Origin of the sequence: Cupriavidus pauculus (genome assembly GCF_008801835.1) — a bacterium.
GTDB lineage: Bacteria > Pseudomonadota > Gammaproteobacteria > Burkholderiales > Burkholderiaceae > Cupriavidus > Cupriavidus pauculus.
Window position 1 is genome coordinate 95,775 of the sequence record NZ_VZOW01000003.1, and the last position, 17,733, is coordinate 113,507.

20 protein-coding genes are annotated in these 17,733 nt (G+C 65.0%); 6 read left to right on the plus strand and 14 right to left on the minus strand.

The window, feature by feature from the left end; all coding sequences use genetic code 11:
- Window positions 1-86 precede the first annotated feature (86 nt).
- The 3 genes from F7R19_RS04895 to F7R19_RS04905 all read right to left on the minus strand — a co-directional run bounded on the left by F7R19_RS04895 (window position 87) and on the right by F7R19_RS04905 (window position 2,755).
- Entirely contained in the window at window positions 87-1,058 is a 972-nt protein-coding gene (locus F7R19_RS04895) for a Bug family tripartite tricarboxylate transporter substrate binding protein (RefSeq protein ID WP_150979534.1), read from the minus strand.
- Between the two features lie 163 nt (window positions 1,059-1,221).
- Window positions 1,222-1,695, minus strand: coding sequence for a DUF2147 domain-containing protein (locus tag F7R19_RS04900; RefSeq protein WP_061955373.1), 474 nt, complete (start codon window positions 1,693-1,695; stop codon window positions 1,222-1,224).
- 673 nt (window positions 1,696-2,368) lie between these two features.
- Window positions 2,369-2,755, minus strand: a complete 387-nt coding sequence (locus F7R19_RS04905; protein WP_150979535.1) for a hypothetical protein — start codon at window positions 2,753-2,755, stop codon at window positions 2,369-2,371.
- Between the two features lie 448 nt (window positions 2,756-3,203).
- Here F7R19_RS04905 and F7R19_RS04915 point away from each other — a divergent pair, with 448 nt between their 5' ends.
- Together F7R19_RS04915 and F7R19_RS04920 are read left to right on the plus strand one after the other, a co-directional pair.
- Window positions 3,204-3,629 (plus strand): hypothetical protein, encoded by a 426-nt coding sequence (locus F7R19_RS04915; protein WP_223505845.1) that lies wholly within the window; start codon window positions 3,204-3,206, stop codon window positions 3,627-3,629.
- Window positions 3,630-3,665: 36 nt separating this feature from the next.
- The gene (locus F7R19_RS04920) at window positions 3,666-4,232 is read left to right on the plus strand and encodes a histone H1-like DNA-binding protein (RefSeq protein ID WP_061955379.1); all 567 of its coding nucleotides are present in this window, start codon (window positions 3,666-3,668) and stop codon (window positions 4,230-4,232) included.
- Window positions 4,233-4,385: 153 nt separating this feature from the next.
- Here F7R19_RS04920 and F7R19_RS04925 read toward each other — a convergent pair whose 3' ends face one another.
- The 11 genes from F7R19_RS04925 to F7R19_RS04975 all read right to left on the minus strand — a co-directional run bounded on the left by F7R19_RS04925 (window position 4,386) and on the right by F7R19_RS04975 (window position 14,035).
- Window positions 4,386-4,571 (minus strand): hypothetical protein, encoded by a 186-nt coding sequence (locus F7R19_RS04925; RefSeq protein WP_150979537.1) that lies wholly within the window; start codon window positions 4,569-4,571, stop codon window positions 4,386-4,388.
- A 116-nt stretch (window positions 4,572-4,687) separates the two neighbouring features.
- Window positions 4,688-5,155, minus strand: a complete 468-nt coding sequence (locus tag F7R19_RS04930) for an outer membrane lipoprotein (RefSeq protein ID WP_061955382.1) — start codon at window positions 5,153-5,155, stop codon at window positions 4,688-4,690.
- Window positions 5,156-5,220: 65 nt separating this feature from the next.
- Entirely contained in the window at window positions 5,221-6,168 is a 948-nt protein-coding gene (locus tag F7R19_RS04935) for a carbohydrate kinase family protein (protein WP_150979538.1), read from the minus strand.
- 106 nt (window positions 6,169-6,274) lie between these two features.
- The gene (gene tpx, locus F7R19_RS04940; protein WP_061955386.1) at window positions 6,275-6,775 is read right to left on the minus strand and encodes a thiol peroxidase; all 501 of its coding nucleotides are present in this window, start codon (window positions 6,773-6,775) and stop codon (window positions 6,275-6,277) included.
- A 78-nt stretch (window positions 6,776-6,853) separates the two neighbouring features.
- On the minus strand, window positions 6,854-8,968 hold the full coding sequence (locus F7R19_RS04945) for a DUF3426 domain-containing protein (protein ID WP_150979539.1): 2,115 nt from the start codon (window positions 8,966-8,968) through the stop codon (window positions 6,854-6,856).
- Between the two features lie 9 nt (window positions 8,969-8,977).
- Window positions 8,978-9,907, minus strand: a complete 930-nt coding sequence (gene prmA, locus F7R19_RS04950; protein ID WP_150979540.1) for a 50S ribosomal protein L11 methyltransferase — start codon at window positions 9,905-9,907, stop codon at window positions 8,978-8,980.
- Between the two features lie 42 nt (window positions 9,908-9,949).
- A complete protein-coding gene (gene accC, locus F7R19_RS04955; protein ID WP_061955541.1) occupies window positions 9,950-11,317 on the minus strand; it encodes an acetyl-CoA carboxylase biotin carboxylase subunit in 1,368 nt (455 codons plus the stop codon).
- Between the two features lie 112 nt (window positions 11,318-11,429).
- Window positions 11,430-11,891: an acetyl-CoA carboxylase biotin carboxyl carrier protein gene (gene accB, locus F7R19_RS04960; RefSeq protein WP_061955389.1), complete on the minus strand. Its 462-nt coding sequence runs from the start codon at window positions 11,889-11,891 to the stop codon at window positions 11,430-11,432.
- Window positions 11,892-12,022: 131 nt separating this feature from the next.
- On the minus strand, window positions 12,023-12,517 hold the full coding sequence (gene aroQ, locus F7R19_RS04965) for a type II 3-dehydroquinate dehydratase (protein ID WP_061955391.1): 495 nt from the start codon (window positions 12,515-12,517) through the stop codon (window positions 12,023-12,025).
- Between the two features lie 238 nt (window positions 12,518-12,755).
- A complete protein-coding gene (locus F7R19_RS04970; protein WP_150979541.1) occupies window positions 12,756-13,310 on the minus strand; it encodes a TlpA family protein disulfide reductase in 555 nt (184 codons plus the stop codon).
- Between the two features lie 41 nt (window positions 13,311-13,351).
- Complete coding sequence (locus F7R19_RS04975) at window positions 13,352-14,035, minus strand: hypothetical protein (RefSeq protein ID WP_061955395.1); 684 nt, start codon at window positions 14,033-14,035, stop codon at window positions 13,352-13,354.
- Between the two features lie 160 nt (window positions 14,036-14,195).
- On the opposite strand from F7R19_RS04975, the gene mpl reads away from it, so the two are divergent.
- From mpl to fabG, 4 genes are read left to right on the plus strand one after another with little or no spacing between them, the layout of a single operon-like run.
- Window positions 14,196-15,575 (plus strand): UDP-N-acetylmuramate:L-alanyl-gamma-D-glutamyl-meso-diaminopimelate ligase, encoded by a 1,380-nt coding sequence (gene mpl / locus F7R19_RS04980; RefSeq protein ID WP_150979542.1) that lies wholly within the window; start codon window positions 14,196-14,198, stop codon window positions 15,573-15,575.
- Between the two features lie 15 nt (window positions 15,576-15,590).
- The gene (locus F7R19_RS04985; RefSeq protein ID WP_150979543.1) at window positions 15,591-16,190 is read left to right on the plus strand and encodes a YqiA/YcfP family alpha/beta fold hydrolase; all 600 of its coding nucleotides are present in this window, start codon (window positions 15,591-15,593) and stop codon (window positions 16,188-16,190) included.
- A gap of 26 nt (window positions 16,191-16,216) precedes the next feature.
- The gene (locus F7R19_RS04990; protein WP_084003919.1) at window positions 16,217-16,861 is read left to right on the plus strand and encodes a chorismate--pyruvate lyase family protein; all 645 of its coding nucleotides are present in this window, start codon (window positions 16,217-16,219) and stop codon (window positions 16,859-16,861) included.
- Entirely contained in the window at window positions 16,858-17,598 is a 741-nt protein-coding gene (fabG, locus tag F7R19_RS04995; protein WP_061955401.1) for a 3-oxoacyl-ACP reductase FabG, read from the plus strand. The genes F7R19_RS04990 and fabG overlap by 4 nt, the downstream gene beginning before the upstream one ends.
- The last annotated feature ends 135 nt before the right edge of the window (window positions 17,599-17,733 follow it).

The window sequence follows — 17,733 nt, forward strand, 5'->3', positions numbered from 1 at the left end:
TGCGCAAAAGAAACGGCCCGCATGTCGCGGGCCGTCGGGCAATACATTCGGATAACAGACTTTATTTTTATTTGCTCACCGATCGGTTACTCGGCGGTCATGTGGGCATTCTTGGCAATACGTCCGAGCCGTTCGCGTTCGCTCTTGATGAACGCAACGAAGCTGTCGACGGAACCACCCGCCGGCTCGATGCCGTTCTGGATCAGGCGCTCACGAATTTCCGCATTCTGCATGCCCGCAGTCAGCTCGGCATTCATGCGCTTGATGATCGCGGGGTCGGTGCCCTTCGGCGCGAAAATGCCGGCCCAATGGCCGATGCGCACTTCCGGCAAACCTTGCTCGGCGGTGGTTGGGATATTCGGCGCCGCGGGCATGTGCTTGTCCCACGTCGCGCCCAGCGCCTTGAGCTTGCCTGCCTTGATTTGCGGCAGCACGACGATCGACGCTTCCGACGTGGCAGCCACCTGGCCGCCGATCACCGCGGTGATGCTCTCCGAACCGCTCTTGTACGGCACCACGGTCAGGTCCGCACCTTTCTCCTTGAGCATCTCTTCAACGAAGTGGGGCGTGCTGCCGCTGCCTGCGGTGGCAAACGGCACGCCGCCTTGCTTCTTCGAATATTCGATCAGTTCCTTGACGTTGTTCACCGGCAGCGAAGGCGATGCCACGATCACCGAAGGGCTGACCGCGATCAGCCCCACCGGCACCAGGTCGTCGGGCTGGTACGGCATCTTGATGCGAATCAGGCCGTTGGTCACGGTGCCCACGGCGCCCACCAGAAACGTGTACCCATCGGGCTTGCTCTTGGCCACGTAATCCGCACCGACGATGCCGCCCGCGCCCGGACGATTTTCGATGACCACAGGCTGGCCGATGCGCTTGCTGACGGCGTCGGCGCCAGCACGCGCCACTAGATCGTTGGCGCCGCCCGCGGTGAACGGCACGACGAACTTGATGACATGGTTTGGCCACGCATCGGCCGCGTGGGCCGTGGTGACAAACAGCGGGGCGGCGGCCAGTGCGAGGGCCAGCTTGCGGCGGCGAACGGATGTGCGCATGAGTCAGTCTCCGGTAGTTGTTGTGAGGCTCGGGATGCCGATCTTACCGAAGGAACCTGTCAGTTGCCTTAAGCGCCGCCGAGCTGGTGGCACGCCGCCGATGGCTGTCGCCGCTTCGCTTGCAAGACGCGTGGTGGCAAGCGCTCGGCAACATCTTCGTGGGTCACTGCTGACGCACCCAGGTCTGCGTCCGACCGATCAGGCTGATGCCGATGAAGCCGCGCACGTTGAGCTTCTTGCCGTCGTCGGCAAGCGACATCTTGCATTTGTAAAGCTTGCCGCTTTCGGGATCGAGGATCTCGCCGCCGCTCCACTCGTTGTCTCCGGTCTTGCGCAAGCCGGTCAGCAGCGTCATGCCAATGATGGGCTGGTCCTTGCGCGAGTCGGTGCACTTGTCGCACACCTTCGGCGGTCCCTCGGACGGCACGAGGCTCTTCACGAGCTTGCCGCTGTACACGCCGTCCTTCTCCGCAATCTCGATCACGCCGCGCGGCTTGCCGGTGGCGTCGTCGATGGTGTGCCAGGTGCCGGCGGGGGTCGATTGCGCCAACGCCACGGCACTGGCGGTCATCATCGTTACGAAGGTGGCGGCGAGGGCGGTCGCCCGGACGAAGGCGCGGGGGGCGGTCATGCGCATGGAAATCTCCAGTTCGGTTTCGCGACGGCACAATGCCGATCGCGGAGTGCTCTTGCCGGATGGTACGGCGATGGCCGTCTTGCAAGTCGTACACGTAAGTCGTGCAGGATATCCGCACACGACCGACGATGGTGGGCGACGATCGCCACGCGCATCGCCGCCCGGCCGGCAGCAGCACCGCGCCGCCAATCTACTGTGGGCCATCCCGCGCCGCAATCTCCAACATCCGTTTGCGTACGCACCAAAGCACGCCGGGCCGCTGGCCGGAATCGACCGCTGGCTGCGGTGCGGCGGGATTCTGTTGCGCAACAAAACGCGGGCGGATGTCATACCCGAGACATTCCTCTAGCGAGCCGCGCATTGGCGCACTGGCGCAACAGCGGCCGCGTCGGAGCCGCCAATCAGGAGCGCGTGCACAGCGCGCGCCGACGTCGGTAGGAACCCGGATACGCGCCGACTCGTTGCCGATACGCGAGCAATGTCGCGTCCGAGATGCGCGCCAGAATGCGCACGCGCACGACGCGTGCCGACGAACATCGACGGCTATGGCACGTCGGCGAACCCGGATGCGAAAGCATCGCGCCGATGTGGGGCGATGTCTGACCTCGCAGCCGACATTCTTGCGTCGCACGGGGCGGGCACGGCATGCGATTCGATCTCGCCACCGCGCGCGTCATGCTCCGGGCGTGACGCACAACGCGGCACGAACCACGCGCATCCTGGCACGCACGATTGGGTCCGATTCGAACGCGCAACGACCATCGTCATCGATGCGATTCACATCGTTTCGAGTTGGTGAACGCGTCGGAAGACCATCGCGAAGCACGATCGACTTGGCAAACCGTTGCATCGACGCATCACTCTTTCGTCGTACTCGCGCAACTGTCCGATCGATGCGCGCGAGGTCCGACACACGCATCGCGCGATGGTCGCGCACGCGTTGCGATGCGACGACGACGCGCTCCTCGCACGTGGTGCAGCTGCAGTGTCTGCAATCGCGTGCGACGAATGTTTGCAGCGGTGCGACGCGCTGCGACGAAGCCTCGGTGCGCTCGCGCAAAGCCAATGTTCATGCGGGTTTCGAGACGATCGTCAGGTTTGCGCGGACGCTTCGAAAGCCGTTGCGCAATAGCGATGGAGAGGTCGAACGCGCTGCGCGAGCGTGACCGAAAATCAGTCGATGCGCGACGCGATACGGTCCATCGCGACCCGCCAAATTCGATCGCGATGGAACTTCGTTGGCGAGACGAAAGTCGAGATCAACATGTGTGTCGATGGTGTTGGCATCGAGGTGTCTGCGCGGAGTAGATCGATTCGTTCTTGCGCGCAAGTTTTTTTGCACTTTTTTCTTAACATCATCGAACAAACGAATTATGATTCGCCTTGACAAGAGTCTCACTTCATTGCATCGACACCAACGATGCGTGGCGTCGCCAGCAAGCAAGACGTCGCGATGATTGCGATGCGTTGATGCAAGTGAATGCGGGTAGCCGAGGAGCACTAGAACTTTGACGCAGACCGAGCCGATCCGGCTTCTTACAACGCGTGCAGTCTCCTGTAGCCCTGTCTCGGGATGGGCGAACTACCCCTTGATGATTGCTGTCTGCAGCGCGCGAGGCCATGCCCGCGCTGCAGGCCTGCTGACCGATATCTCCTCTTTCCTGGCCGCGCGCCGACACAACGGCCGGCGCGGGCCAATCGAATATTTCAGGGCACCGCCTGCCCCGGAAATCCGCCTGCACGCTGGCTTCGAAGCTGGCGCGCGGATTTCGGGCCGCGGTGAAAGTACCGCGCTGTGCGACGTCATCCACGGCGGTTTCCCTGTCACCGAATTCATTAGCGTGCGGTCTGAGTTGAGTCGTGCGCCGATGAATCGCTCGCTCGATTGGGGTTCGCGGCAAACGCGCCTCGGGTCGGTCGGGTCGTCCATTTAGGTCATTCGATATTTCACGCTAGTGAAGGAGTTATCCATGGCAACTGCTGCAAAGAAAAAGCCGGCGGCTAAGAAGGCCGCCAAGCCGGCCGCCAAGAAGGCTGCTGTGAAGAAGGTCGCCGCCAAGAAGGCTGCCCCGGCCGCCAAGAAGGCTGCTGCCAAGAAGGTCGCAACGAAGAAGGTAGCTGCCAAGAAGGTCGCCGCCAAGAAGCCGGCCGCCAAGAAGGTAGCCGCGAAGAAGGTTGCAACCAAGAAGGTCGCCGCCAAGAAGGCCGTCGCCAAGAAGGCGGCACCGGCCAAGAAGGCTGCAGTGAAGAAGGTTGCTGCCAAGAAGGTCGCAACCAAGAAGGTCGCCGCCAAGAAGGCAGCACCGGCCAAGAAGGCCGCAGCCAAGAAAGTAGCCGCCAAGAAGCCGGCTGCCAAGAAGGCCGCTGCCAAGAAGCCTGCCGCGAAGAAGGCCGCCAAGCCTGCCGCTGCGAAGAAGCCGGCTGCGAAGAAGGCTGCCAAGCCTGCTGCTGCGCCTGCCGTTGCGCCTGCCGCTGCTGCAAAGACCGCGCTGAACCCGGCTGCGGCCTGGCCGTTCCCGACGGGCAACCGTCCGTAATTGACTCGCCTCGTGCGAGCGATGACAACTGGGAAATGCCTGGGCACGCATCGCGTGCCGCACTGACCGGATACCTCGTATCCGGTCCGCAAGACAGCGAGTCTTGCCAACCCGCCGATGGCCACCGTGCCCGGCGGGTTTTTTATTGGTCAGTCAGCATTGGATGCTTTCGGCATCGGCATCGGCATCGGCATCGGCATCGGCATCGGCATCGGCATCGGCATCGGCATCGGCAGCGCGTGGGCGCGTGCTCTGGCGAAGCGGCTGGGCGATGGCGGAAGGTTCAGGCGGCCGAGGGTAGGCGAAAGAAAGCAGGCAGAAGAAGGGAGCGTGCAGCAAGGTATCGGCGCAAGGGCAACGGCAGGAGGGCGCAGGCCGATTGGCAAGGGCACAAAGCAGAACGCCGCGGCCCAGGGGCTCGCGGCGTTCTTCATGACAGCTTTGTCATGTCGCGATCAGTGTGTGACGCGCGTCGTCCCGCCCGAGGACAGCAGACGCACCCGGTCGCCAGGGCGGAACACCTCGTCGGCTTCCTGCGTGATAGCCCGCATGTCGCCGTCTTCCAGGCGCACGGTGATTTCCAGGCCGCGTCGCTGCGTCAGACGGTTTTCAGCCGCGCTGCCGGCGATGCCGCCGAGCACGGCGCCCAGCAGCCCGGCTGCGACCGATCCACCGCCGCTGCCGATGGTGCTGCCGGCCGCCACGCCGCCGATGGCACCACCTGCGATGGTCCCGGCGCCGGTCGAGCCGCCCTGGATCATCACTTCACGTACACCCTCCACCACGCCAAAGCGCACCACCTGCTCGCGCTGTGCCTGTCCCGGCGAATAGACGCTGTTTGAATTGGAGTAGTTGGCGCAGCCGGTCACCAGGGCCGCGGTAGCCAGCACCGCTGCGCCGCTAAGTCGAAGGATCTGATTCATGGCAACTCCCGTCTGAATGCCGCGCGGTTCATCGAATTTCGGTGCGCGCGGTGCACCGTTTTATCTTAGGCGTATCGGTATCCGAAAGCGGACTCGAAACGATTGCCGATTTCGTCGCGCGAGACCCAGTGATTCTGCGGGCCTTGCTGGGCGATCTTGAGCGCGCCCATCAACGAAGCGAGTCGGCCAGTGGTTTCCCAGTCCAGTCCGTTTTCGATGCCGTAGAGCAGGCCGCCGCGGAAGGCGTCGCCGCAACCGGTGGGATCGACCACGCGTTCGGCCTGCACCGCCGGAATCGCAAACTGCTGGCCATCCGCGAAGATGCTGGCGCCGCGCTCGCCGTGCGTGACGACGAAGGCGCGGACCTTGGCGGCAACCTCGGCGCTGGTCCACGCGGTGCGCGACAGCATGACCTGCGCTTCGTAGTCATTGACCGTCACGTAACTGGCGAGTTCAACGAACTGGCGCAGGTCCTCGCCGTTGAACAGCGGCATCGCCTGGCCAAGATCGAAGATGAACGGAATGCCGGCTTCGGCAAACTGCTGTGCATGGTGCAGCATGCCTTCGCGGCTGTCCGGCGCGACGATGCCAAGCGCCGGACGCTTGCCCGCGCCGAGCGCATCCTGCACGCTGTTCAGTTGCGATTGGCCCATCGCGCCCGGGTGGAATGCGGTGATCTGGTTGTTGTCCAGATCAGTGGTGATCATGGCCTGCGCGGTGAACGTGTCCGGCAGCGTGCGGATGTGGTCGGTGCCGATGCCGAGGTCGCGCAGATATTGCAGATACGGTCCCGCGTCCTGACCGACGGTGGCCATTACAACCGGATCGCCGCCCAGCATCTTGAGGGTGTAGGCAATATTGCCGGCGCAGCCGCCGTATTCGCGCCGCATGCCGGGAACCAGGAACGACACGTTCAGCATGTGGATCTGGTCCGGCAGGATGTGTTCACGGAAGCGCCCGTCGAAGGTCATGATGGTGTCGTAAGCGACGGAGCCGCAGATCAGGCTGGACATTGATTCTCCATGTGGCCCGGCGTTGGGCCATTTGCATAAACGGTAAAGAATTCCGCCCGTGCGTGACGGGCGGATTCGCATCAACGACTGTGTGCTACCGCACAGATTACTTGAGCGCGGCCAGGGCAGCGTCGTAGTTCGGTTCCTGCTTGATTTCCGGAACCAGTTCGCTGTACTTCACGGTGTCGTTCTCGTCGACCACCACCACGGCGCGTGCGCAAACGCCCGCCAGCGGGCCGCTCTTGATATCGACGCCGTAGGCGTTCTTGAATTCGGCACCGCGCATCGTTGACAGCGTGACCACGTTGGTCAGCCCTTCAGCCGTGCAGAAGCGGCCCATGGCGAACGGCAGGTCGGCCGAGATCGTCAGCACGACGGTGTTGGCCAGGCTGCTGGCGGCTTCGTTGAACTTGCGCGCGGATGCCTGGCACACCGGCGTGTCCAGGCTCGGCACGATGTTCAGGACCTTGCGCTTGCCCGCGAAATCGGCCAGCGACACGTCCTTCAGGTCCTTGCCGACCAGCGTGAAGGCCGGGGCCTTGTCGCCAGCCTGGGGAAACTTGCCGCCAACTTCGATGGCGTTGCCGCCGAGGGTCACATTGCTCATGGTCTCTCCTGTCAGGAAAAGTAAATACGGCACGCCGGCCCGGTGCATTGCCGGCCGGCGTGGCGGGGGCGTTGGAATTCAGGGGTAGAAGATCAGCACGCGGTAGTTGGCTACCGTCTGCTGCGTCCGGAATCGTACCCGAACCGGTAGCTCGCTGCCCGCGCGCAGCCCGGTGGCGGCGAATCCACGCTGCACCGGCTCCAGATATTCGGAAGGCTGCAGCACGCGGCGCAGCAGCAACTGGTCCTGCAGGTCGGTCATCACCAGTTCGATCGCGGGCAGCGCCGTGGTGGCGCGTCCCTGGTTGCGCAGCGTGACGGCGAGCTGATACACGTCGCTGGCTTCGTCCTGCTTCTGCAACTGCGAGGTGTCGATACGCAGCGATTCCAGGTCGCGCCATGGCGGCACTTCGCAGCCGAACGGCGCGCACGCGGCTTCAAGTACCGGACGCAGCACCGGCAGGCTGCCAGCGACCTGGCTGCGCGCCAGAAACACGCCTTGCACGATGACGCCAAGGCCAAGCACGACGGCTGCGATACGCATCCATGTGCGCTTGCTGACCGGCGAGGGCGTGGATTTCCGCTCCGTGCGCGGTGCGGCGCGCCCGCGGGAATGGCGCAGGAAGTCCGGGGCGAACACGGGGCCCGTAGCGGCCGTGGCCGACGTGTCGCGGCGCAGCCAGTGTCGCATCGCGGATTCGCGCGCCCCGGGATCGCGCGCGTCGTCGCGCGGCAATTCATCCGCATCGTCAGACACCTGTTCGAGCCCCATCTTGGCCTGCGCAGCCCACGCTTCGGCTTCGGGATCGGCGGGATCCGCGGCCCGCAGAAATCCGCTCGCACTGCGCACGGGCTCCGGGGCAGGAAATGGATGGGCTGAAGGCGCCGCATCGGCGGGATCGGCGGCGCGTGCAGCTGGCTCGATATCGCCGATGCCGTTGCCAGCGCCGTGATGGTCGACATTGCCGACATCGTCGACCGGGTTGCCATCGCCGACGGCGCCGGCCGCGTCGCTTGCCGTTGGCGTGTGGCCCTGCGGCGGCACAGGTGCATCCGTGTCGCGCGCCATGTCGGATTCGCTCGCCGGCTCTGCATCCAGTGCCGGGAAGCCGGCGCCTTGGCCGGAGGGCTGCGCGGTCTGCAACGGCGGCCAGATCGGCTTTGCGCTGTAAGCGCCGGCGGGCGGCAAACCGGAGGGCGTGGCGGGCGCAAATGCGGCGGCGGGATCCAGCGACGAGTGACCGGTTGGGCGCGCCGGCTCGTCATCGAACGCGGAGTGGTCGAGTGTCGGCCACGGCGCGGAGGACGTCGATGCGGATGGCGCGGCATCGGCTGCCGCGGGCGGCGGAACAGTCTGGGGCGCCTCGCCTGCGTCGGCTGCGTCGCCGATATTGGCCGCATGCGCGTCGGACGAGACCGAATCCTGGTCGTCCGCCTCGGCGGCGGCTGGTGCTGCGGTATCGCGTGGCTCGACAGCCGGCGTGGAATATTCCGTCGATGTCGTGTCGGAGGCCGACGGCTGCGGGGCGTCGATGTCGCGCGCAGGAATCGCATGCGCGGCACCGACGTCGACGGCCATGCCGTTGAACCCGCTCGGAGGCGTGGCGGTGGGCGGGCGCGGCGCTTCAATCGGCGCGGTTTCGTCGGCGCGGCCGTGGTCGCGCGCGTGTTCCGTACTCGTGGTTTCGGTGTGCGATGGCGCCGCGTCGTCAGCCGCCGGGGCCCGTGCCGCGGCTGCGATCTCGTCCGCATCCGACATCAGTGTGGTCGGAGAGTCGAGCGCGGGCACTTCGTACCCTGGATCGAACCCCGGATCGAACGGCGCTTCGCCTTCCCTTGCGCGCGCCATCGCCTGTGCCTGCTCGGCATGCGCCAGCGCGGCGGCGATGCTGACAGAGGCGGATGCAGGGTGGGCCGGCGGCGCGACAGGCGCACCGGACGCAGAACTGGCAGCGGATTGCGCGGCCGGCGCGGCCGGTACGGGCGATGCAGCCGGTGTAGGCGATGCAGCCGGTGTAGGCGATGCAGCGGGTGCGGGCCGTGTGGGGACTTCGATCAGATGTTCGCGCGCGTCAAAGACGGTGTCGCATTGTCCGCAACGGACCAATCCCTGGCGCAGCCGCAACTGATCCGCGACAAGCCGGAACGCGGTGCGGCAGGCCGGGCAGCGCGTGACGAGCTTGGCAGCGGCCATGGTGAGCAATCAGGAGCGAGCGGCGGAGTTGCCGGGTAAATCGTCGGATGCGGCGCGCGTGCCGTGCAGGCAGACCCAGCCTTCCTCGCTGCGCCAGACGGACATTTCGAGCCACGGCGCATATGCCGCCGCCACTTCGTCGGCCTGCCGTTCAAGCACCCCGGAAAGGGTCAGGCGGCCACCCGGACGCACGCGCGCCGACAGCATCGCCGCCATGAGCTTGAGCGGATTGGAAAGGATGTTGGCCACAACCAGGTCATAACTGGCGTCGGACACTGCTTCAGGCAACGCGAAGGTGGCCTGCACGCGATTGCGCTCGGCGTTGTAGCGCGAGGCTTCGACCGCGTTCGGGTCGATGTCGATGCCAACGGTATCGCCGGCGCCGAGCTTCTTCGCCACGATAGCCAGGATGCCCGACCCGCAGCCGTAATCAAGCACGGTTTCGCCCGCGCGCAGGTTCTGTTCGAGCCACTGCATGCACAGGCGCGTGGTCGGGTGGCTGCCGGTGCCGAAGGCCAGGCCCGGATCGAGTTCCAGAATCACGGCGGCCGGGTCGGGCGCGTCGTGCCACGAAGGCACGACCCAGATCTTCTCGCCGATGCGGATCGGCTCGAACTGGGACTGCGTCAGCCGCACCCAATCCTGATCTGCCACGTCGCGCAACGTGTACGACGGTGCCTCGACGCCGAGCGCATTCGCCGCAGCCAGCACCACCAGCGCGGGGTCGGTTTCCTCGTCGAACAGGGCCACCACGCGCGAGCGGTTCCACGCGAGCTTGGTGGGCTCCAGTCCTGGCTCTCCAAAGAGCGGTTGCTCGTCAGGCGTATCGGCGTCGGCGTCTTCCACCGATACCGACAGCGCGCCGAGGTCGAACAATGCATCGGACCAGGCTTCGGCCTGATCCTGCGCAATTTCGATCACACATTCCTGGAAAGCCACGAGGATCCTTTATGACTGCATGCCGGCCAGGATGGCCGCGCCTCAGGCCTTTTCGCCGTGGGCGTTGGCCTTCTGGGCCAAGCGGTGTTCAAGATAGTGAATGCTGGTGCCGCCTTCCACGAAGTTGGCGTCGAGCATCAGATCGCGGTGCAGCGGCACGTTGGTCAGGATGCCGTCGACCACCATTTCCGACAGCGCAATGCGCATCCGGGCAATCGCCTGGTCGCGCGTGGCGCCGTACGTGATGATCTTGCCGATCATCGAATCGTAGTTGGGCGGCACGAAGTAGCCATCATACGCGTGCGAGTCGACGCGCACCCCGGGGCCGCCGGGCATGTGCCAGGCAGTGATGCGGCCCGGCGAAGGCGTGAACTTGAACGGATCTTCGGCATTGATGCGGCATTCGATGGCGTGGCCGCGCAGTTCCACGTCCTTCTGGCGGAAGCGCAGCTTCTCGCCGTAGGCGATGCGGATCTGTTCCTGCACGATATCGATGCCCGTGATCATCTCGGTGACCGGGTGCTCCACCTGCACGCGCGTGTTCATCTCGATGAAGTAGAACTCGTTGTTTTCGTACAGGAATTCGAACGTGCCTGCGCCACGGTAGCCGATCTTCTTGCACGCCTCTGCGCAGCGGTCGCCGATGCGCTCGATCAGGCGGCGCGGAATGTGCGGCGCGGGCGCTTCCTCGATCACCTTCTGGTGACGACGTTGCATCGAGCAATCGCGCTCGCCCAGCCAGATGGCCTGCCTGTGCTGGTCGGCCAGGATCTGGATTTCCACATGGCGCGGGTTCTCGAGGAACTTCTCCATGTAGACCTCGGGATTGCCGAAGGCGCGGCCCGCTTCCTCGCGCGTCATGTTGACGGCGTTGATCAGCGCGGCCTCGGTGTGCACCACGCGCATGCCGCGTCCGCCGCCGCCGCCGGCCGCCTTGATGATCACCGGATAGCCCACACGGCGCGCGGTGGCCAGGATTTCCTTCGGATCGTCCGGCAGGGCGCCTTCCGAGCCCGGCACGCACGGCACACCGGACTTGATCATGGCCTGCTTGGCGGACACCTTGTCACCCATCAGGCGGATGCTGTCCGAGGTCGGGCCGATGAAGACGAAGCCGGATTTTTCGACACGTTCGGCGAAATCGGCGTTTTCCGACAGGAAGCCGTAACCGGGGTGGATTGCCTGCGCGTCGGTGACTTCCGCCGCCGAGATGATGGCCGGCATGTTCAGGTATGACAGTGGCGACGGAGCCGGTCCGATGCAGACGGCTTCATCGGCCAGCTTTACGTACTTGGCTTCCTTGTCGGCTTCCGAGTACACCACTACGGTCTTGATGCCCAGCTCGCGGCAGGCGCGCTGGATGCGAAGGGCGATTTCGCCGCGGTTCGCGATCAGAATTTTTTCAAACATGGTCTCTCTCTGCGAGAACAGGGGCGGGCCCGCGCGCCAGCTGGCGCGGCCGGACCAACGCATGCGGCGTGGCCCATCGGGCCGATGCGCCGCGTCAGCCGGTCACGCCGGCTTAGCCGATCACGAACAGCGGTTGGCCGTATTCCACGGCCTGACCGTTTTCGACGAGGATTTCCTTGATCACACCGGCCTTGTCGCACTCGATCTCGTTGAGCAGCTTCATGGCTTCGATGATGCAGACGGTCTGGCCTTCCTTGACGGTGTCGCCGACGTTGACGAACGGCGCGGCGCCCGGCGACGGGGCGCGATAGAACGTGCCAACCATCGGCGAGGTCACGATATGGCCGGCCGGCAACTGCGGCGCGGCTTCGGCGGCGGCAGGAGCCGGTGCGGCGGCGGCCGGCGCGCCCGCGACGGGCATGGCTTGCATCTGCGGCATGGCCATCGGCGCGGCCACGACCTGCGGGGGTTGCTTGACGATCCTCACCTTGCCGTCGCCCTCGGTCACTTCGAGTTCCGAAATGCCGGATTCGGCCACCAGGTCGATCAGCGTCTTCAGCTTGCGCAGGTCCATCTTCTTATCCTCCAGAATCGGGTTGTCCGGTCACTTCCTTGTTGGGAAGGGACGGCGGTGGTCAGTCATTGATTGGTTCTGCCACACGTTGTGCGGCAAAGCCCCATTGTCTCGATCTCTATATGAATGGCTCAGGCGCCAGCTGCCGGGGCGTCCTGCTCCTGTGCCAGCACGTATTCCAGCGCCAGCAGGTATCCCTGCCATCCCAGTCCGCAGATCACGCCAATCGCCTGGTCGGAGAAATAGGAGTGATGACGGAACGGCTCGCGGCGATGCACGTTGGACAAATGCACTTCGACAAAAGGAATGGCCACACCCGCCAGCGCATCGCGCAGCGCCACGCTGGTATGCGTGTACGCGGCGGGATTGATGACGATGAAGTCCACGCCTTCCGTGCGCGCCGCGTGAATGCGATCCACCAGCGCGCCCTCGTGATTGGACTGGAACGTGTCCAGCCCGATGCCCGCAAGGGCGGCGCGTTTCGCCAGCGCTTCGTCGATATCGGCAAGCGTCGTGTGCCCGTAGGTCTGGGGCTCTCGCGTACCCAGCAGGTTCAGGTTCGGACCATGCAGAACCAGCACTTTGCGGTAGCGGGCGGAGCGGCTGACGGTAGGGGTGGATGACACGGCGGCTCGACCATTTCAACGAAATTGCGCGGAGATTACCGTAGCTTAGAGGGATTTGTCTAGCACGCGATACAAGGTCTTATGTCGGGAAATCGGCATATTCGGCTAGATCTGTGATGAGTCAGGCGCAAAACCCCAAAACACCGCAGCATGTCTGCAAGTTCGCAACGAAATCGTAGCTTTTGTACGCGAGTTGGGTGCAGATATGCGTCGTTTGTGACCGCCGAAAAGGGGTGGCCTATGCGCCCGGCAATTCCTTGCGCAATTCGTCGGCATGCACCCGACCCATCTTGCGGAATTTCACCGCACCATCAGGAGAAATGACCACCGTGTATGGCAGGCCACCCTGCGCGTTGCCAAAGCTCTTGGACAGTTCGGTGCCGGCAAAACCGGCGACCGCCAGCGGATACTGCACCGGGGTTTTCTTGAGAAATTCCTGGATATTGCTGGCGGAATCGATGCCGATGCCGACAAACTCAACATTGCGTGGCGCGTACTCGGCGTGCAGCGCCGTCAGTTCCGGCATCTCTTCCACGCAGGGGCCGCACCACGGCGCCCAGAAATTGACGACCAGAGTCTTGCCGCGAAATTTCGACAGATCGAGCTCCGATCCCGCCGGATCGGGCATTTTTGCCTGAAAAAGCGCTTCGACGGCGTGCTCGGACGCCTGTTTGGGCTTGAGGACGAAATTGGCGACCACCACGCCCGCCGCCGCAGCGACGATGGCGATGAGGATCCACAGCATGACGGAAGAACGGCGCGTCGGGATGGAGCGGGGTGCGGATGCAGTCATATTCGAAGTCGATGGTGACAGTTCTATATAGATAGGCCGGCTCACTGCGCCGCGTTGGTCTCGTCGACCAGGGCGCGGACCGCCTTGAGGTCCGCGCGCGCCGGGCGGCCGGTGGCGTCTGCCCTGGCGGCGCCGCGTTCGTCGTCGGCATCATACAGCGCGACGTGGATGCCCACCGGCGCCCCCAACGTGCTGCGCACCTCGCCGGCAAGCTGGCGCGCCTCGCGCGATGCGGGCCATTGGCCGCGCCACAGAAAGCTCAGTGTCTCGACGTCGGCGCGCCCGGCAAAGTGGCGGCTTTCGCTCGTGTCGAAATCGACGCCGGCATTCAGGAAATGCAGCGCAACGTCCTTGGGACTATCGCAGAAACACTGAAGATAGACGTCGGAATGCTCGGACGCGGTGCCGTTCAATACGGCACCGACCAGATACGGACGGTAGGCCGCCAGATCGTCCATGGCCAGCAAGGCCAACTGGCGCAGCAACGCCAGGATGCGCGGCTGGTGCTCGCTCTGGAACAGCGCCTGGTAGGCGCGCACCTCGTCTTCGATCATGTCGTTGTCGGGCAGCCACTCGCCGGCCACGCGGATGTCGCCCAGCACCTGGCGGGCGGCCTTGCGCTTGGCCGTGGCGTAGTCGGCGCCATCTTCGGCGATCATGCGGGCGGCGGCCTGGGCAATCTCTTCGCGCAGGCGGGTGGGGTCGGAAGGCATACGTCGGGACATGGCCCGATGATACCCGCATGCCTGGTTTGCGCGCCGTGCGGCGCGGCGACGCAGCCCGCGGAGGGGCCATGGGCGCGGCGTGCACGGGACATGCGGGTACAATCGGAGCCTTATTTCGCGCCGCGCCCGCCGCGGCCTCAAGTCTCCCCCCGAAGCTCCCATGCATATTCATATCCTCGGTATCTGCGGTACGTTCATGGGCGGCCTTGCGGTTCTGGCCCGTCAGGCCGGCCACCGCGTGACCGGCTGCGATGCCAATGTCTATCCGCCGATGAGCACGCAGCTCGAAGCGCAAGGTATCGACCTGATCGAAGGCTTCGACCCCGCTCAGTTGGCGCTCGAACCGGATCTGTTCGTAATCGGCAATGTCGTGTCGCGCGGCAATCCGCTGATGGAAGCGATCCTGAACCGCAACCTGCCGTACGTGTCCGGCCCGCAATGGCTGGGCGAGCATGTGCTGAACGGCAAGTGGACACTCGCCGTTGCGGGCACCCATGGCAAGACCACCACTACGTCGATGCTGACGTGGATTCTCGAGGACGCCGGCTACAACCCTGGCTTCCTGGTGGGCGGGGTGCCGCAGAATTTTGGTATTTCCGCGCGGCTGACCGAATCGGACTTCTTTGTCATCGAGGCCGATGAGTACGATACGGCGTTTTTCGACAAGCGCAGCAAGTTTGTCCACTATCGTCCGCGTACCGCGATCCTGAACAACCTCGAATTCGATCACGCCGACATCTTCCCGGATTTGGCCGCGATCGAGACCCAATTCCATCATCTGGTGCGAACCGTGCCGGGGCAGGGGCGTCTTGTCGTCAACGGCATGGAGCCGGCCTTGGCCCGCGTGCTGGAGCGCGACTGCTGGAGCGAAGCCGAGCAGTTCGGCGTGGGCGACTGGCGCGAAGGCGATGCCCGCACGCCAGCGCCGGAAGGCAAGGACGTGTTCGACGTGTACTTCCAGGAGGCCGTCCAGGGCACCGTGGTGTGGGACCTGCAGGGCACCCACAACCGCATGAACGCGCTGGCCGCGATTTCCGCCGCGCGCCATGTCGGCGTGCCGCCGGCCCAGGCGATCGAATCGCTGGCGCGTTTCGCCAACGTCAAGCGACGCATGGAAGTGCGCGGCGTGGCCAACGGCGTGACCGTGTATGACGATTTCGCGCACCATCCGACCGCCATCCAGACCACGCTCGACGGCCTGCGCCGCCGCGTCGGCAATGCGCGCATTCTGGCGGTGCTCGAACCGCGCTCGAACACCATGAAGCTTGGCGTGATGGCCGCCCAGTTGCCGGCCAGCCTGGAGGGCGCCGATCTGGTGTTCGGCTACGGCGCGCCGGCGGGCAAGGACGCGCTGGGCTGGAACCTTGGCGAAGCGCTGGCGCCGCTGGGCGACAAGGCCACGGCATTCCAGGATCTCGATGCGCTGGTGCACGCCGTGACCGCCGCCGCCAGACCGGGCGATCACGTCCTGGTGATGAGCAACGGCGGCTTCGGCGGCGTGCATCAGAAATTGCTGGACTCGATCGGCGCCAAGCCATAACGGGCGGGAACAGACATGCTGCTGTACCTGCACGGTTTCCGCTCCTCGCCGCAGTCGATGAAATCCCGGCTCGTGCAGGAGCGCATGCGTCGCTGGGGCCTCGAAAAGTACTTCGCCTGCCCCATGCTCAATGTGTCGCCTTCGGCGGCGATTGCCCAGGCCGAAGCGGCCATTCGCGGCGCAAAGGCCGGCGGCGAGACCGATATCGCCATCGTCGGCTCGTCGCTGGGCGGCTTCTATGCGCGTTGGCTGGCCGAACGCCATGGCTGCCGCGCGGTACTGCTCAATCCAGCGATCCACCCCTGGACCGACCTTGAGAAATATCTCGGCGAGCAGCCGCTGTATCACGGTGGCGGATCGGTGGTGGTCAAGCCCGAACATCTGCAGGAACTGCTCGACCTGCGCGTGGATACCATCACGCGCCCGGAACGCTATTACCTGCTGGCGGCAACCGGCGACGAAGTGCTCGACTATCGCGAGATGGTCGACGCCTACCCCGGCGCACGCATCCGCATCATCGAAGGCAGCGATCACGGCATCTCGGAATTCGACGACTACGTCGACGACGTACTGGCTTTTTGCGGCTACACACCGGGCGGGCGGCTTCCGTCATGAGCGAGCGGATGGCCGGATTGCCGGGACTGCAGCGCCTGCGGGCGGCGTGGCATGCGCATCTGCCGTTCGACGCGGCGATTCCACTGAACCAGCGACGTTGGGCGACCGGTGAGGGATCGCTTACGGCGCGACTGATGTCGGCTTCGTCGCGCTTCCGCGTCGAACGGCTGGCCCAGGCGCCGCAAGTACCGTTTGCCGACGAGTGGCAGGCGTTGGGCCTGGATCGGCCGCTGCCGGCCATCACACGTGAAGTGCTGCTGATTTGCGACGATGTGCCGGCAGTTTTTGCGCACACCATCGTCGATGCGTTTCGCGCGCGGCGCGACTGGCCGTTCCTGCGCGGCCTCGGCAACCGGCCGCTCGGGGGCGCGTTGTTCGTGGATCCGCGCGTGCGACGCGATCCGTTCCAGTTTGCGCGGCTCTCGCCGCACCACCCGTTGCGTCAGGCGCTGCAACGGGTGCTGCCGACGCTGGCGTCGGTGCCGATGCTGCCCGCGCGGCGTTCGGTATTCCGGCGCGGCGGCGGCGCCATGCTCGTGACAGAGGTCTTTCTTCCCGACCTGCTGGAACGGGTTGCGCCAGCCAACACCGGCGCGGGCGGCACCAGACTGCCCCGCCGTATCGACACCCACAACACACTGCCAAGGCAGGAACTGAGACAAGCATCATGAAATTGGAAGGACGGGTTGCCATCATCACCGGCGCTGCAGCCGGTATTGGATTTGCCACAGCGCAACGTTTTGCCGCGGAAGGCGCAAAACTGGTCCTGTGCGATGTGAACGAGGCGCGCGTGCGCGAAGCCGCTGACCGCCTGGCCGCCAGTGGGGCGAGCGTGGATGCACACAAGGTCGACGTGACGCGCCGCGAGGAAGTCGACGCGATGGTGGCCGCCACGCTGGCGCGCCATGCCCGGATCGACATCCTGGTCAACAACGCCGGCATCACCAAGGATGCCCGCCTGGTCAAGATGACCGAGGCGCAGTTCGACGCCGTGGTCGACGTGAACCTCAAGGGCGTTTTCAACTGCGCGCAGGCTGTGGCCACGATCATGGCCGAGCAGGGCGGCGGCGTGATCCTGAACGCGTCGAGCGTGGTGGGGCTGTATGGCAATTTCGGCCAGACCAACTACGCGGCCACCAAGTTCGGCGTGATCGGCTTCACCAAGACCTGGGCGCGCGAGCTGGGTCCGAAGGGCGTGCGCGTGAACGCGGTGTGCCCGGGATTCGTCAACACGGAAATCCTGCAGACCGTGCCGGAGAAAGTGCTCGACGGCATGAAGGAACACTGCTGGATGCGGCGCCTGGCCGAACCGTCCGAAATCGCCGCGATCTACGCCTTCCTGGCCAGCGACGACGCCAGCTACGTCAACGGCATCGCGATCGAGGCCAGCGGCGGCATGTCGCTCTGATCCGTCCGGGCGTCGGCGGACGCCCGGCGTGGTGCGGTATCATCCACGGTCGAATATCCGTCCGGGGCATGCCGCCTGTGCGTGCGCTACTGCGCACCGCCCAGGCGCTGCCCCGGCACTTCTGAAAGTACCGAT

Bases quoted from the DNA above. Each gene is read 5' to 3' on its own strand.
- F7R19_RS04920 (WP_061955379.1), top strand. From the start codon at position 3,666: ATGGCAACTGCTGCAAAGAAAAAGCCGGCGGCTAAGAAGGCCGCCAAG.
- F7R19_RS04945 (WP_150979539.1), bottom strand. From the start codon at position 8,968: ATGGCCGCTGCCAAGCTCGTCACGCGCTGCCCGGCCTGCCGCACCGCG.
- fabG (WP_061955401.1), top strand. From the start codon at position 16,858: ATGAAATTGGAAGGACGGGTTGCCATCATCACCGGCGCTGCAGCCGGT.
- F7R19_RS04895 (WP_150979534.1), bottom strand. From the start codon at position 1,058: ATGCGCACATCCGTTCGCCGCCGCAAGCTGGCCCTCGCACTGGCCGCC.
- accB (WP_061955389.1), bottom strand. From the start codon at position 11,891: ATGGACCTGCGCAAGCTGAAGACGCTGATCGACCTGGTGGCCGAATCC.
- accC (WP_061955541.1), bottom strand. From the start codon at position 11,317: ATGTTTGAAAAAATTCTGATCGCGAACCGCGGCGAAATCGCCCTTCGC.
- mpl (WP_150979542.1), top strand. From the start codon at position 14,196: ATGCATATTCATATCCTCGGTATCTGCGGTACGTTCATGGGCGGCCTT.
- tpx (WP_061955386.1), bottom strand. From the start codon at position 6,775: ATGAGCAATGTGACCCTCGGCGGCAACGCCATCGAAGTTGGCGGCAAG.
- F7R19_RS04970 (WP_150979541.1), bottom strand. From the start codon at position 13,310: ATGACTGCATCCGCACCCCGCTCCATCCCGACGCGCCGTTCTTCCGTC.
- F7R19_RS04985 (WP_150979543.1), top strand. From the start codon at position 15,591: ATGCTGCTGTACCTGCACGGTTTCCGCTCCTCGCCGCAGTCGATGAAA.
- F7R19_RS04930 (WP_061955382.1), bottom strand. From the start codon at position 5,155: ATGAATCAGATCCTTCGACTTAGCGGCGCAGCGGTGCTGGCTACCGCG.
- F7R19_RS04935 (WP_150979538.1), bottom strand. From the start codon at position 6,168: ATGTCCAGCCTGATCTGCGGCTCCGTCGCTTACGACACCATCATGACC.
- F7R19_RS04975 (WP_061955395.1), bottom strand. From the start codon at position 14,035: ATGTCCCGACGTATGCCTTCCGACCCCACCCGCCTGCGCGAAGAGATT.
- F7R19_RS04900 (WP_061955373.1), bottom strand. From the start codon at position 1,695: ATGCGCATGACCGCCCCCCGCGCCTTCGTCCGGGCGACCGCCCTCGCC.